Consider the following 14,485-nt stretch of genomic DNA (forward strand, 5'->3'; position numbering starts at 1 on the left):
CGCTCGGGGCGGGAGCGGGCACACCGGGTCCGGCGCCGGATCACACACGGATCTGTGACATGATCCGGCTCACGCCGCGTGGGCAGGCGCTCCGGGACGGCATGGGAGTGCGGCCCGGATCAGAGGCCGGCGAGAGGGCCGAAGACGAGCCGCTGACGGCGCCGGTGGCCGCGCCGGAACAGGGAGAGCATCAGCGTCAGCATGGGACCGGCGAGCTTGCGCAGCCGGGCCAGCTCGTCGGGCCTGGCGTACTGCTCGATCCTCGGCAGATCGATCTTGACGTTCCCGCCCTTGCGTACCGCCGTCTCGACCATCTCCCAGTCGGCGACGGACACGTACTTCTTGATGATCGGGAAGAGCAGCCGCTCCTCTTCGGCGATGTGCTCGTCGAGCATGTCGGCCAGCCGGGTGAGGGACTTGGCGAGTGCGGAGGCGTCGCCGGTCGAGGCGAACGCGGCGGCCTGGCTGTTGATCTCGGCCAGCAGCGGGTCGAGGTCGGCGTGGTCGTCACTGAGGTCGCGCAGGTCCAGCTCGACTCCGGCGGACCGTTCGAGGACGGGCCAGAGCACCTCGTCCTCCATCGTGTGGTGATGGTGGATGCCCTGGTTCAGGGTCGTGATGAATTCGGCGATGGCGCGGGCGCGCGCCGGATCGGTCACCTGCCGTCCCTCGGTCAGCTGGGTCATGAGGTCGGCGAGGCGGCGGGTGTCAGCGCGCATGGCGCGGTGGGTGATCTGGAATCCCAGCAGTTCCGGGGTCATCTCGGGGGCTCCTTAGGCGGTGCGGGCGCTTACCCGACCACGATGCGGCAGCCCTCTTATGAGCTACTTGGCGGCTACTTGGTAGTGCGATCGGCCCCGACGCGGCGGACTTGGCGAGGGCGCGCCTCCGCCGCCGCCCGGTGTCCGTCGTGGCGGCCGCCGGGGGCTCCCGGGCGGCGGCCGGATCCGGGGCGCCGGCGGCGGTTTGCGGGGATCCTCTGGGGAGGACGTGTGGTGATCCGGACGGTCCTCGATTGATTTCGCATCCCGCTCCGGAGCCGTGTATGGTTACACCTGTCCGCAAGCGAGAGCGACACGGACAGGCCCCTTTAGCTCAGTCGGCAGAGCGTCTCCATGGTAAGGAGAAGGTCTACGGTTCGATTCCGTAAAGGGGCTCAACAGCCTAAAAGCCCTGACCTCCGGGTTGGGGCTTTCGGCTTGGTCGGCCTTTAGGTCAGCCAGAAAACACTCAAGGTTCCCGACGCGCGAACGGGCATACTGGGGTAACCCAGAAGAGGTCGCCCTGACCTGCACAAGTACGTAGGCACTCTGCGGGTCGGGTATCCTTGCGAGGTCGGTCGATTTCATCGGCCTCAAGGCGGAGTAGCTCAGTCAGGCAGAGCAAACGGCTCATAATCGTTGTGTCGCCGGTTCAAGTCCGGCCTCCGCTACTACCCACCGGGGTCCCCTCCCAAAGAGGGGCTCTGCCGTGGGTTGTCCACTGTCCCGAACGTAGAAAGGCACTCCCAAGTGGCTGCCACCGACGTTAGGCCGAAGATCACGCTGGCCTGCCAGGAGTGCAAGCACCGCAACTACATCACGCGGAAGAACCGGCGCAACGACCCGGATCGGCTTGAGCTGAAGAAGTACTGCCCGAACTGCAAGACGCACCAGGCGCACCGCGAGACTCGCTAGTCCGCGAAGCCTCCCGCTCCGGTGGGAGATGAGTGTCTGATGGGCACGCACATACTCCACGAAAACCGGCGTCCTCAGGCGGGCGCCGGTTTGTCGTATCCGCACAGCTTTTCCGCTCGGCTGTTGACCGCGGCGGACAGGCGGGGCCGTGGTGGCTTCGGGCTACGGTTTCCTGGTGGCCCCGAGGGCACACCCTGGAATCTTGTTCTGTTACTGTCGGCCTGACCCACCGGTCCGGCCTCGCCGGCTCGGTATCCGCAAAGGAGCACGATGGCCTTGAACCGTGACTTCGTCGGGCGGGCGTCCGCGCCCTCCTCGCCGTACGAGGTCAGCCGCGTGAAGATCAAAGAGTTCGCCGCCGCGATCGGCGACGACAACCCGATCTACCGGGACAGGGAGGCCGCCCAGGCGGCCGGGCACCCCGACGTGATCGCCCCGCCGACCTTTCCCATCGTGTTCAGCCTGGCCGGGGGGTCGATCCTGGCCGACCCCGAGCTCGGGCTGAACTTCGCCATGGTGGTCCACGGCGAGCAGCGTTTCGAGTACCGGCGGCCGATCCACGCCGGGGACGAGCTGGTCAGCGTCTCCACCGTGACCGACATCCGCAGCGCCGGCCGCAATGAGCTGATCACCGTCAAGAGCGAGGTCAGCACCGTCGACGGCGAGTCCGTGTGCACGACCTACAACACCATCGTCGAGCGTGGAGGGGCGGGCTGAGATGGCCGCGACTGTCAAGTACGACGAGGTCGAGACGGGTCAGCAGATCCCGCCCGCCGACTACCCGGTGCGCCGCGCCAACCTGGTGATGTACGCCGGGGCGTCCGGTGACTTCAACCCCATCCACTGGAACGAGCGCTTCGCCAAGACCGTCGGGCTGCCGGACGTCATCGCCCACGGCATGTTCACCATGGCCCAGGGCGGACGGTTCGTCACCGACTGGGCGGGCGACCCGGGCGCGGTCGTCGACTACGGGGTGCGCTTCTCCTCCATGGTCGTCGTCCCGGATGACGACCAGGGCGCCGTCATCACGGTGAGCGGGATCATCGAGGAGAAGCTCGAGGACAAGCGCGTGGTGGTCGCCCTGACCGCCAGGTCCAACGACTCCCGGGTCCTGTCCAAGGCCCGCGCGGTGGTCCAGCTGTCGTAGTGGTCGCCGGGCGAGGGCACGCTCGCGGGCCGGGGCCGAATCTTCTCCCGGTCCGTGGGTAGCGTCCCCAGCATGAGCGAAGTACCACCTGAGGTGACCAACCTGGCCGAGCGGTGGGCCAGGGCGCGAGCCGAGCACGACCATGCCATGGCCGACGCGCTCCGCGACGAGATCAGAGCTGAGGGCTGGCTCGTCCAGGACACCGCGGTCGGCTTCGAGCTCATCCCCGTACCCCCCTTCGAGGCGTGGCCCACGCTCCGTTCCCTGCCCGAGGACGCCTCGGCTGCCGGGAGGCGCGAGGGTTCCCCAGCGGCCGGGCGGGACGGTTCCGACACGGGTTCCGGTGCGCGGCCGGGTACCTCCGCGGACACCGGCACCGAAGACGCAGCCCGCGGGCGGGACGGATCCGCCGATGCCGAACAGGTCGCCGAGGCCGCGGATCCGGGGCGTCACCCCGGGCGGCTCGGAGCCCTGGACGCGGAGCGGGTCGCCGAGACCGAGGCGGCACCCCGGCCGAGGCCCGAGGGCTCCGAGCTGGTCGGCCGGTCGGACGATCTCCACGGTCATCCCGAGTGGATGGTCTCCTCCCAGTTGCTCTGGGACGCCAGCCTGTCGGTCTCCCGGCTCGACGAGACCATCGTCGCCCCCGCCGAGGTCGAGGAGCCGAGGGCCGCGCACTCGACGGTGACCGTCGCGCTGCTGGTCGACGGCCGGCCAGAAGAGCTGCGCGAGTGCGTACGCGCCCTGGTCGCCCGTACCGAGGCCAGGATTCTCGCCCTCGACCTGGGGAACCTGGACGGAGCCGGAGCCGTCCTGCAGGAGCTGGTGCGGGAGTTCCCCCATCGGGTGGAGGCATGGCATGTGGCCGAGCTCCCGCACTGGAGGGGCGGCTCCGCCGGGTGGGGGGAGAGCCGTGACAAGCTACTCCGTCTCGACACCTCTGACGTGCACGTTGTCATGGACACCTCGATGATCCTGGAAGGCGACGCCATCACCCCGCTGGTCAAGGCGCTGGACGACGACGTCACCGCGGCGGGCTGGAAGGGCGTGAACCCTCGCGAGGACGGTCAGGAGTGGCTGGAGGCCGAGCCGGGCGAGGTCCGGGCACTGCTCGGCCACCTGATCGCGGTCAGGCGCGACACGGTGCTCGCCGCGGGCGGCTTCCCCACCGAGGCCCGTTACTACCGCAACGCCGACCTGGAGTTCTCGCTCGGGCTCCCCGGCATCCTGGTCGGCCTGGGCAAGGACCTCCCGGTCCATCAGGAGCGGCACCGCGGTCAGGACGACGTCGACCCCGAATATCGCGACAGGGAGTCGCGGCGGACCTACGACCGGGTGCTGAGGCTGCTGCGCTCCCCGTAGGCTGGTCGCGGATTTCTGCCGGGTGTGGGGAAGCGTATGACGGAGCGGGTGGCAGGGGTACGGCTGGCGCCGTACACGACGCTTGGGCTGGGCGGAGCGGCCAGGGCGTTCGTGGAGGCCGGGTCGGCCGAGGAGATCGTCGAGCTGGTGGCCGAGGCCGACCGGGCGGGCGAGCCGGTGCTCGTGCTCGGCGGCGGCAGCAACCTGGTCGTCTCCGACGAGGGGTTCGACGGCCTGGTCGTGCGTGTCGCCTCCCAGGGCGTCGAGATCGACGGGGACCGGGTCACCGCGCAGGCGGGCGAGGACTGGGACTCACTGGTCGAGCGCGTGGGGGCGGAGGGCCGCTCGGGAGTGGAGTGCCTGTCCGGCATCCCCGGGCTGGTCGGGTCCACACCGATCCAGAACGTCGGCGCCTACGGGCAGGACGTCTCCCAGACGATCATCGCTGTCCGGGTCTACGACCGCCGGAGCGGCGAGGTACGGGACCTGACCGCGCGGGAGTGCGGGTTCGCCTACCGGCACAGCGCGTTCAAGGAGGAACTCGGGCGGCACGTCGTGCTCGCGGTGACCTACGAGCTGGCCGGCGACGCGCTGTCCGGTCCGATCGCCTACCGGGAGCTGGCGGTCCGGCTGGGTGTCGCGCTGGGCGATCGGGTACCGCTGGCGCGGGCTCGCGCGGCGGTGCTGGAGCTGCGCGCGGGCAAGGGCATGGTCCTGGACGCGGCCGACCCGGACACCCGCAGTGCGGGGTCGTTCTTCACCAACCCGATCCTGACCGGCGGGCAGGCCGCCGAGCTGGAGCTGCGGGCGCCGGGGTTCCCCCGCTGGGACATGCCGGACGGGGCGGTCAAGGTCCCGGCGGCATGGTTGATCGAGAACGCCGGGTTCCCGAAGGGATACCGGCGCGGCCCGGCACGCATCTCCACCAAGCACACCCTTGCAATGACAAATCCGGAAATGTCGGCCTCGACCGAGGAGCTTCTCGATCTCGCCCGCGAGGTCAGGGACGGGGTCTTCGAGAAATTCGGCGTCACCCTCGTCAACGAGCCCGTGATGGTCGGCACTCGCCTCTGAGCTCCGAGGAGCCGGATTGCCCGGGGGCGACCTGCGAAGGCGCCGGTCTCCGGGGCCGGGGCAGGACCCGGGAATGAGCATCCTGCCCCGGCTGCTATGGTCTGATGGAAACACCCGAAGGGGAGTAGTCCCAATCGCGTGATCGACATACTGGCGCCCCAGGGCGCCCGGTCACGCGGGCCTCGGATTCGGCCGTTCTCTCACGGCTCCGGGGCGGACGAGACCTTCGGCCTGGCAGGCAATCATCGATGCCGCCGGGCCGAAGTCGTGCCCGAAACTCCCCGGGTGCCCCCCTTCAGCCCGGCCGCACGTGCGGGAAGGGCACCCTCCATTGGAAGCGTTCTGGATCAGTCTTGTTGTGATCTTCGTCGCGGAGTTGGGCGACAAGAGCCAGCTCATGGCCATGACCTTCGCCACCCGGTTCAAGCCGTGGCCGGTCCTCGCCGGAATCACCCTGGCCACCGCGGTGGTCCACCTGCTCAGTGTCGGTCTCGGCGGGCTGGCCGGTGACCTTCTCCCCACCACGGCGATCACGATCATCGCCGGAATCGCCTTCCTCGGCTTCGCCCTGTGGACGCTGCGCGGGGACGAGCTGACGGACGAGGAGGCCCAGAAGGCGCAGCGCACCACCCGATCGGCGATCATCGCCGTGACCGTCGCCTTCTTCCTCGCCGAGCTGGGCGACAAGACCATGCTCGCCACCATCACCCTCGCCACCCAGCACGGCTGGTTCGGCACCTGGATCGGCTCGACCGTCGGCATGGTCGCCGCCGACGCCCTGGCCATCCTGGTCGGACGGATGCTCGGCAAGCACCTGCCGGAGAAGATCATCAGGTACGGCGCCGCCGCCGCGTTCGCCGTCTTCGGCGTGATCCTGCTGCTCGAACCCCTGCTGGCCTGATCGTGCTCCTCCCCGACGGAGCGGTGACCGGTCAGGCCAGCCGGGCTTCGATCTCCCGCACGCTGGGATTGACCAGCGCTGATCCGTCGGGGAGGAGCACGGTGGGAATCAGCCAGGAACCACCGCCGAGGTCGGTGATGAGCTCGATCGCGCCGGGCGTCCGGTCGACGTCCACCTCGACGAAGGGGATCTCCGCGCGGGCGAGCGCGGCCTTCAGCCGGTGGCAGTGACCGCACCACGGAGCGCTGTAGACAGTGAGGGAGGACATGTATTCCCTATTCGCAAGGTGGGTTTGACGTGAACGACGACTAGTGAATATTCTCACTCGCCAAGTGGATATTAATGGTAGACACAGCAGCTGAGCGGGCTGGCTGGTCGCACGAAAGTGGGTCCCCGTGACCGAGCTCCCCGACGTCGCCCTCACCCGGCGGTCCCTGCTGAGATCCATCGCCATCGTGAGCGGCCTGGCCGCCGTCCCTGGCCTCGCCGTGGCCTGCGGGTCACCCGAACCGGCGGCCGGGGGCCCGGCTGGGGCGGCGAAGTCCCTTGACGTCCTCAAGGTCGCGCTGCCCTCCTCCCTCGGCTCGCTCGACGCGAGCAAGGAGGCGGGCATCATGAACTACGTCGTCGCGCTCCTGTGCCAGGAGGCGCTCGTCGGGGTAGGGCGCGACGGCAGCCTCCAGCCATCGCTCGCCGAGTCCTGGACCAGGAAGGACGCGACGACCTATGGCTACGCCATCCGCCAGGGCGTGACCTTCTCCGACGGGACGCCGCTGACCGCGGACGACGTCGCGGCCAGCCTCGACCTGCACGCGCGAAAGGGCTCCACCTCGGCCTTCGCGTACGCGTACGCCAATGTGAAGAAGATCGACGTAAGCGGGCCGGCCGAGGTCACGATCACGCTGAAGCGGCCCGACGCCTCGTTCGCCTGGACGCCGTCGCCAGGCACCCTCATGGTCACGAGCAGGAAGTTCATCGAGGTCTCCGGCGACGGCATCGGCACTCCCACCGCGAAGATCCTGGGCACGGGCCCGTACCGGGTGACGGAGTTCGCCCCCGACTCGCACGTGACGCTGGAGCGCAACGACGCCTGGTGGGGAGGCAAGGCCCCGTACCGCCGGATTGAAATCGACTTCGTTCCCGAGGAGTCGACCAGGCTCCTCGCCATGCGCGGCGGGTCCGTCGACGTGGCGCTGAACGTGCCCGCCGAGCAGATCGACCAGTGGAAGGGACTGCCCGGCGTCGAGGTGAAGGCGGCGAGCGACCGCTCCCTCGTCACGCTCGCCTTCAACACCGCCAAGAAGCCGTGGGACGACGTCCACGTCCGCAGGGCGGTCGCCCACGCCGTCGACAGGGAGGGAATCCTCCGCAGCGTGCTGCGCGGTCACGGCAGGGTGGCCACCACGCTCACCGACCCCGCCCAGTGGGGCGGCGTGCTCGGCGAGGCGGAGGTGGAGAACCTGTACGCGAGCATTCCGCAGTACGGGTTCGACCTGGCCAAGGCACGTGCCGAACTGGCCGCCTCCTCGGTGCCCGGCGGCTTCGCCGACGTGCTGACCTACCCGAACAGCGGGCCGCAACTCGGCAGGGCCGCACTGACCCTCGCCGAGAACCTCAAGGGCATCGGCATCACCCTTGAGGTCAAGGAGGTCCCGCTGGAGCAGTGGATCGCCGAGCTCGGCAAGCACGCCTCCGGCGTCTACCTGGGATGGTACTTCGCCACCACGGGCGACCCCGCGGAGTACATCCAGCAGCTCCTGAACGGCGCCGCCACCGGTGTGAACGGCACGAACATCGCCGAGTACGCCAATGCCGAGGTGACCGGGCTGCTCGACGAGGCGAAGACCGGAACCGACGACACGGCACGCGGCAGGCTTCTCGGGGAGGCGCTGGTCAAGGCCGCGGGTGACGTCCCGTACCAGCCGCTCTGGTGGGGAGAGGCGGCGACGGCGTTCGGCCCCGGCGTGGGGACCGGCGAGTTCGGGCCCTACTTCTTCGTTGGCCCCTGGGCCACCGAGATCACCACCCGCTCATGACCGCGGCACTGGAGGCGTACGCCGCACTCGCCGGTCTGCGTGTGCCCGAGGCCGTGGTGCTGGATCCGGAGGGGGCCCGTGTCGCCTGCGTTCTTCCGCGCCCGGACGGCCGTCCCGTCGCACACGTACTCGACCTGTCCGAAGCCGAGAGCGGGAGCCGAGGACCGGTCCCGGTGCCCGTTCCCGTGGCGGGCACGGGGACGGAATGGCACGCGTTGACGCGGTGGCTGCCGGACGGGAGGCTGCTGCTCGCCGCCGGTGACGGCCCTGACCTCGACCACGTCGAGGTCCGTTCACCCGGCGATCCGGTCCCCGCCTGGCGGATCCGGGTGGGAGGGGAGATCGAGGATCTCGTCCCCGGTGGTGACGGTAGCGTGCTCGTGCGGTTCGCCGACCCCGGCAGTGAGCGCGACGGCAGCCACCTCGGCCTCCGGGTCCGCGACGGGACCGATCCCTTCGTCCGCACGCCGGGCGACAGGCGCAGGCGGCTCGCGTGGGCACGGGTGGGCGACGGGGAGCTGCGGCCGGTGCCGCTGCGCGGCCTGACCGTGTGGGACGCCGATTGGCGGGACGGCGTCGTACTGGCCGTCACCTCGGCCGACGAGACGCCCGCCGGGTACTACCGGCCCGCCCTCGACCTGGTCGATCCCGAGAGCGGTGAACCCCGGACCCTGCTGCGCACCTCCTGGCAGCTCAGCCGCCCCCGGCTGGCGCCCGGCGGGCGTACCGCCGTCGTGGTCGAGGGGCTCTCCATCGTCTCCGGGCGGATCATCCGCGTCGACCTTGTCACCGGGGAGGCGACGCCACTGGCCGCCGTCGACGACGTCACCGATCTGGGCTGGCTGGACGAGGACACCCTGTGGTTCACCGGGTGGTCGGGTACCGGCACGCACGGCGGCACCCTGACCGCCGACGGTCGCCCGCTGACCCGCTGGACCTCCTGGGGAACCCTGGGCGGGCGCGACGGGCAACCGTCACTCTCGGTGGATCGCACCGGTGCGCTCGCCGTCGCCGTCTGGGAGACGGCCGAATGCCCCCCAGAGGTGGCGGTCGCCCAGGTGGCCAAGGGCGACTGGCGCCAGGTCACCGATCTCAACGCCGCGCTGGCGCCGCTCGCCGTGCACCAGGAGGAGGTCTCCTGGACCGGCCAGGACGGCCTCGCCGTCCAGGGTCTCCTGCTGCGGAGGTCGCCGATCTCACCCGCCGTCACCGTCGATCCCGCCGTTTCCCCGGACCTCTCGCCTTCCACCGGTCCCGCCGGCCCCACGGGAGGCGGCGGGACCGAGGCGGGACCGTCGCCGCTGGTGGTGATCGTGCATGGAGGGCCGACCTGGCTGTGGTCCACTGCCTTCGCGCCGGCCGAGTCCGGCGGGCTCGCCGCCGCGCTCGCGCACGCGGGGGCGGCCGTACTGCTGCCGAACCCGCGCGGGAGCAGCGGGCGCGGCCAGGAGTACGCGCGCCGGGTCATCGGGCGATTCGGTGAGGACGACCTGGGCGACGTCCTCGCGGGTGTGGACCACCTCGTCGCGGCCGGAGTCGCGGACCCGGGGCGGATGGCGGTCATGGGGCTCAGCTACGGCGGGTACCTGAGCGCGTGGGCGGTGACCCGAACCGGCCGGTTCCGGGCAGCCGTGGTGATGTCCGGGGTGAGCGACTGGCTCAGCTTCGCCACCGCGAGCAACCTCGGTGGCGGCTTCGACCTCCTCTACCACCGAGGGGCCGACCCCGCCACGCCCCAGGGCAGGGAGTTTCTCGCCGCCCGCTCGCCGGTGTGCCACGCGGCCGGAGTCACCACACCGACGCTGATCCTGCACGGCGCCGAGGACCGCACCACCCCCGTCGGGCAGGCGGAGCAGCTCTATCGTGCCTGGTCGGCGGCCGGCGTCCGGACCCAGCTGGTCGTCTACCCTCGGGAGGGCCACGAGCTGACGGAGGGAGCGCACCGCGGGGACGCGGCGGAGCGCGTGGTCGCGTGGCTGACAGGAAACGGGGTGCTCTGATGGCGGGGCGTGACCGGCTTCTCTTCCTGCTGCGCAGGTTCGCGGGCACCGCCGTCGTCGTCGCGCTGCTGTCGGCCGGCATATTCGGTCTGCTCTACCTCGCCCCCGGCTCGGTCCAGCAGACCCTGCTGGGCACCCGCCCCGCCACCCCGGAGACCATCGCGGCGATCCAGGCCCGCTACCACCTCGACGAGCCGCTGCCCGCGCAGTACCTGCGCTGGCTCGGCGGCGTCCTCCACGGCGACCTCGGGACCTCGGTCAGGACCGGGATGCCGGTCGCCGACATGATCGGCCAGCGGCTGCCGCTCACCCTGGCGCTCGTCGGGTACGGCGTGCTGCTCGCCCTGCTCGTGGGGGTTCCGCTGGGCGTGGTCGGGGCGCTGCGGCGGGGCCGGGCCGCCGATCGCCTCGTCGTCACCGCCGGTGTGGTGGGGTTGAGCGCCCCGCCCTTCGCGGTCGGGTTGCTGCTGCTCGTGGTGTTCGCCGCGGGGCTCGGCTGGTTTCCCGTGTACGGGACGGGTGAGGGCCTGGTCGGCCAGGTGTGGCACCTCACCCTGCCCGCGGTCGCGCTGGCCATCGGCGCCGTGGGCATGTTCGTCCGCTTCAGCAGGGCGGCGCTCATCCGCGAGCTCGACCAGGACTACGTGGTCTTCGCCCGCGCGCGTGGCCTGGGCGGCGCGGCCGTCCTCGGATACGCGCTGCGCAACTCGCTGGTCCCCATCCTCACCGCGGCCGGGCTCATCGTGACCGGCATGCTGGCCGGGACCGTGCTGGTCGAGGTGACGTTCGCGCTTCCCGGTCTCGGATCGCTGCTCGTCGACTCGGTCACCTTCAAGGACGTCCCGGCCGTCCAGGCGCTCGGGCTGCTGTTCACCCTGCTCATCGTCGCCGTCAACCTGCTGGTGGACATCGGCTACTCGGTGGCCGACCCCCGGGTCCGGTTCGATGGGAGGACATCGTGATCCCCGCGGGCGGGCACGCCGTCGTGATTCGCTGTATCTCACCTGAGGAGGCACGGTGAGAGGCCGTTTTCCGGCGGTCGCGCGGCGCCGTCCCCAGGTGGCCGTGGCCGGCGCGCTGGCCGTCCTGCTCGCCGTGGCCGTGGCCGCGGTGCTCGCGCCCTGGCTGGTGCCCGGCGCGACCGACCAGGACCTCGTGCTCGGCATCACCGGCCCCGCGCCAGGTCACCCGCTCGGCACCGACGACCTTGGCCGCGACGTGCTGGAACTGCTCGTCGCGGGAGCCCGTACGGCCGTTCCCGGCGCGCTGTGCGTCGCCGCCGGGTCGATGCTGATCGGCAACCTCATCGGGTTGCCCGCCGGATACTTCGGCGGCTGGGCCGACGCGCTGGCCATGCGCTGGGCGGACCTGATGTTCTCCCTGCCCGCCCTGCTGGTGGCGATCGTCGTCGCCGGGGTACTGGGCGGAGGGTACGGCCTGGCGGTCGCCGTGCTCGTCGTGCTGTTCGCCCCCACCGACACGAGGGTGGTGCGCGGGGCCGTGCTCGAACAGCGGCACCGCCCCTACGTCGAGGCGGCACTGCTCAAGAACCTCTCCGCGTGGCGGATCATGACGAGGCAGATCTGGCCCAACATCGCCTCGGTCACGCTGGCCAACGGGTTTCTCAACTTCGCCTACGCCCTGGTGTCCCTGGCCTCGCTGTCCTTCCTCGGCCTGGGGGTGCCCGCGGGCTCGCCCGACTGGGGGCGCACCCTGGCGGACAATCGGGCCCAACTGCTCGTCAACCCCTGGGCAGTGGTCGCCCCCGGCCTCGCCATCATCCTCACGGCCGCCGCGCTGAACATCGTCGGTGACTGGCTCCACGAACGCGTCGATCGCCGGGGAAGGGCACGTTGAGATGAAGGAGTCCACCGGAACCGGGGCGACCGCCGAGCCCGCGATCCGGGTCGAAGGAATCAAGGTCCGGCAGCCCTCCACCGGGCGGACCCTCCTGTCGGAGGTGTCGTTCGAGGTGGCGGCCGGAGAGTCGGTCGCCATCGTGGGGGAGTCGGGTTCGGGCAAGTCCCTCACGGTCCGTGCGATGCTCGGCCTGCTGCCTCAGGGGCTGGAGGCCACCGGGCAGGTGCGCATCGCGGGCGAGCGGGTGGACGACGACCCGCGTGCCCGGCGGCGGCAGCGCGGCGGCGTGGTCTCCCTCCTCATGCAGGACCCGTTCACCCTGCTCAACCCGTTGCGCAGGGCCGGGCGTCAGATCGCCGACGGGTTGCCGAAGGGCGCGGACGCGGCCGTCGAGGTGCCGCGACTGCTGGCGGAGGTGGGCCTGCCGGCGAATGTCGCGGGGCGCTACCCCTTCCAGCTGTCCGGCGGCATGCGCCAGCGAATCGGGCTGGCCGCCGCGCTGGCCGGAGGGCCGCGGGTGCTGGTCGCCGACGAGCCGACGACCGCGCTCGACGCCACCACCCAGCGCGAGGTCCTCTCCCTCATCCGGCGTGTCCAGCGCGAACGGGACATGGCGTTCGTCCTCATCACCCACGACCTGCGCCTGGCCTTCTCCACCTGTGACCGGGTCATGGTGATGTACGCGGGACGGATCATGGAGACCGGCCGTGCGGCGGCCGTGCGGCATGAGCAGTTCCACCCGTACACCAGGGCGCTGCTGGCGGCCGAGCCGCCCGCGGACCGGCGGCTCGCGGTGATCCCCTCGGTGCCGGGGGCCGTCCCCGCGCACGACGTGGCGGCAGGGCGGTGCGGGTTCGCCGACCGGTGCTCGCTGGCCGTGCCGGAGTGCCGCGCGGGAGTGCCGGAGCCACGTCCCGTACGCGTATCGGGGCGCGTCCGCGAAGGGCGGCTGTCGGCGTGCCTGCGGGCGGCCGAGCTGCCCGCGCCGCCCGCGCCGGAACCGGGGGTCGTCCCCAGGCCGCCGGTCGCGGCCGAGCCGGTGCTGGAGGTGCGTGACCTGCACCGGCGGTTCGCCGGGAGCCCGCGCCCGGCGCTGGCGGGCGTGAGCCTGACGGTCGCTCCGGGCGAGGTCGTCGGTGTGGTCGGCGAGTCCGGATCGGGCAAGACCACGCTGGCCCGATGCGTCGCCGGGCTGGAGCGTCCGGACGGGGGTGCGATCCTGCTCGGCGGCGCGGACTGCTCCGACTACGGGCGGATGGGGCGCGCGGCCGTGCGCCAGGCCCGCCGGATCTCACAAATGATCTTCCAGGACCCCTATTCGACGCTCAACCCCGCCCGGACCGTGGGGGCGACCCTGCGGGAGGCGCTGTGGGCCGACGGCCGTCCCGCCGGGCCGGACGACCTCGCCCGGCTCCTGGAGTCGGTCGGCCTGGCCCGCGACATGGCCGGGATGCGCCCGGCTGGGCTGTCCGGCGGTGAGCGGCAGCGGGTGGCGATCGCCCGCGCGGTGGCGGGCGAGCCTCGCCTGCTGATCTGCGACGAGCCGGTGTCGGCGCTCGACGTCTCGGTCCAGGCCCAGGTACTGGGTCTCCTCGCCGAGCTGCGGGAACGACTGTCCATGGCGATGCTGTTCATCACCCACGACCTGGCCGTGGTCCGCCAGATCGCCGATCGGCTCTACGTGCTGGAGTCGGGCACGTGCGTGGAGACCGGCCTCGCCGACCGGGTGCTCGACGCGCCCGAGCATCCCTACACCCGGACGCTGCTGGCCAGCGTCCCCGACGGCTCCGGCGACTGGCTGGACTGACCGGCTCACACGCTCCATCGTCAGTCCTCGGAGAACGAGATCAGGGTCAGGACGCGGCAGGCGGCGGAGCCGGTGGCGTAGACGTGGTCGGACTCGGCGGCGAAGCGCACGGCGTCGCCTGCGGCGATGGTGACCGACCACTCCTCGGTCTCGACGGTCACCTCGCCGGAGACGACGTAGGCGTGTTCCACCGAGCCGCGGCCGTGGGAGCTCTTGGCACTGCGGGTGCCCGGCGGGATGTGGCCCTCGGCCAGTTCGAAGCGGCGCCGGTCGGGGGCCGCGAACAAGGCGCGGACCGTCGTGTCCCCGGCGGGGAGGACGAGTCCCTCGTCGTGGCGGATCACCTCCGGGCCGGTCAGGTGGACCCGGGTCAGCTCGCCGAAGGTCAGTTCCAGGGAGGCCGCGAGCCGCGACAGCACCTCGACCGTGGGGTTGGCCACGCCGCGCTCGACCTGGGAGATGAGCGCCTTGCTCACGCCGGTCAGCTCGGCCAGCTCGCGAACGCTGAACCCTCGGGCCAGGCGGGTGCGGCGCAGGTTGGCGGCGATCGCTCCGCGCACCCCCGAAGACTCAGGGGGAGCGGGTGTCATGCCGACGGCGATGCCATTCTCGCGCTGCACGT

14 protein-coding genes and 2 tRNA genes are annotated in these 14,485 nt (G+C 71.3%); 13 read left to right on the forward strand and 3 right to left on the reverse strand.

Annotation, left to right across the window (positions count from 1 at the left end):
* Positions 1–119 precede the first annotated feature (119 nt).
* Positions 120–761: a hemerythrin domain-containing protein gene (locus tag ABZU75_RS04755; protein ID WP_355549535.1), complete on the reverse strand. Its 642-nt coding sequence runs from the start codon at positions 759–761 to the stop codon at positions 120–122.
* 323 nt (positions 762–1,084) lie between these two features.
* Between ABZU75_RS04755 and ABZU75_RS04760 the strand changes: the two genes are divergently transcribed.
* From ABZU75_RS04760 to ABZU75_RS04795, 8 genes are all read left to right on the forward strand, one after another.
* Positions 1,085–1,157: transfer RNA gene (locus tag ABZU75_RS04760), tRNA-Thr, on the forward strand.
* Between the two features lie 201 nt (positions 1,158–1,358).
* Positions 1,359–1,432, forward strand: a tRNA-Met gene (locus ABZU75_RS04765).
* A 79-nt stretch (positions 1,433–1,511) separates the two neighbouring features.
* The gene (gene rpmG, locus ABZU75_RS04770) at positions 1,512–1,676 is read left to right on the forward strand and encodes a 50S ribosomal protein L33 (RefSeq protein WP_030921771.1); all 165 of its coding nucleotides are present in this window, start codon (positions 1,512–1,514) and stop codon (positions 1,674–1,676) included.
* Between the two features lie 270 nt (positions 1,677–1,946).
* On the forward strand, positions 1,947–2,393 hold the full coding sequence (locus ABZU75_RS04775; protein ID WP_350918025.1) for a MaoC family dehydratase N-terminal domain-containing protein: 447 nt from the start codon (positions 1,947–1,949) through the stop codon (positions 2,391–2,393).
* A gap of 1 nt (position 2,394) precedes the next feature.
* Positions 2,395–2,823 carry a MaoC family dehydratase gene (locus tag ABZU75_RS04780; protein WP_355549539.1) on the forward strand — a complete coding sequence of 143 codons (429 nt, stop codon included), beginning with the start codon at positions 2,395–2,397 and terminating at the stop codon, positions 2,821–2,823.
* A 72-nt stretch (positions 2,824–2,895) separates the two neighbouring features.
* Entirely contained in the window at positions 2,896–4,185 is a 1,290-nt protein-coding gene (locus ABZU75_RS04785; protein WP_355549541.1) for a hypothetical protein, read from the forward strand.
* Between the two features lie 36 nt (positions 4,186–4,221).
* Positions 4,222–5,259, forward strand: coding sequence for a UDP-N-acetylmuramate dehydrogenase (locus tag ABZU75_RS04790; protein ID WP_355549543.1), 1,038 nt, complete (start codon positions 4,222–4,224; stop codon positions 5,257–5,259).
* A 331-nt stretch (positions 5,260–5,590) separates the two neighbouring features.
* Complete coding sequence (locus tag ABZU75_RS04795) at positions 5,591–6,160, forward strand: TMEM165/GDT1 family protein (protein ID WP_355549545.1); 570 nt, start codon at positions 5,591–5,593, stop codon at positions 6,158–6,160.
* A gap of 31 nt (positions 6,161–6,191) precedes the next feature.
* Here ABZU75_RS04795 and ABZU75_RS04800 read toward each other — a convergent pair whose 3' ends face one another.
* Entirely contained in the window at positions 6,192–6,428 is a 237-nt protein-coding gene (locus ABZU75_RS04800) for a glutaredoxin domain-containing protein (RefSeq protein WP_355549547.1), read from the reverse strand.
* 127 nt (positions 6,429–6,555) lie between these two features.
* Between ABZU75_RS04800 and ABZU75_RS04805 the strand changes: the two genes are divergently transcribed.
* The 5 genes from ABZU75_RS04805 to ABZU75_RS04825 are packed head-to-tail and all read left to right on the forward strand — an operon-like array spanning position 6,556 to position 13,863.
* Positions 6,556–8,196 (forward strand): ABC transporter substrate-binding protein, encoded by a 1,641-nt coding sequence (locus ABZU75_RS04805; protein WP_355549549.1) that lies wholly within the window; start codon positions 6,556–6,558, stop codon positions 8,194–8,196.
* Complete coding sequence (locus ABZU75_RS04810; protein WP_355549551.1) at positions 8,193–10,196, forward strand: prolyl oligopeptidase family serine peptidase; 2,004 nt, start codon at positions 8,193–8,195, stop codon at positions 10,194–10,196. Before ABZU75_RS04805 ends, ABZU75_RS04810 begins: the two co-directional genes overlap by 4 nt.
* Positions 10,196–11,158, forward strand: a complete 963-nt coding sequence (locus tag ABZU75_RS04815) for an ABC transporter permease (protein ID WP_355549553.1) — start codon at positions 10,196–10,198, stop codon at positions 11,156–11,158. The genes ABZU75_RS04810 and ABZU75_RS04815 overlap by 1 nt, the downstream gene beginning before the upstream one ends.
* Before the next feature lie 55 nt (positions 11,159–11,213).
* A complete protein-coding gene (locus ABZU75_RS04820) occupies positions 11,214–12,053 on the forward strand; it encodes an ABC transporter permease (protein WP_355549555.1) in 840 nt (279 codons plus the stop codon).
* Between the two features lies 1 nt (position 12,054).
* Positions 12,055–13,863 (forward strand): ABC transporter ATP-binding protein, encoded by a 1,809-nt coding sequence (locus ABZU75_RS04825; RefSeq protein WP_355549557.1) that lies wholly within the window; start codon positions 12,055–12,057, stop codon positions 13,861–13,863.
* A 20-nt stretch (positions 13,864–13,883) separates the two neighbouring features.
* Here the strand turns inward: ABZU75_RS04825 and ABZU75_RS04830 are convergent, their stop codons facing one another.
* Positions 13,884–14,483: an XRE family transcriptional regulator gene (locus ABZU75_RS04830; protein ID WP_355549559.1), complete on the reverse strand. Its 600-nt coding sequence runs from the start codon at positions 14,481–14,483 to the stop codon at positions 13,884–13,886.
* Positions 14,484–14,485 lie beyond the last annotated feature (2 nt).

The organism is Streptosporangium sp. NPDC005286, assembly GCF_040607515.1.
GTDB lineage: Bacteria > Actinomycetota > Actinomycetes > Streptosporangiales > Streptosporangiaceae > Streptosporangium.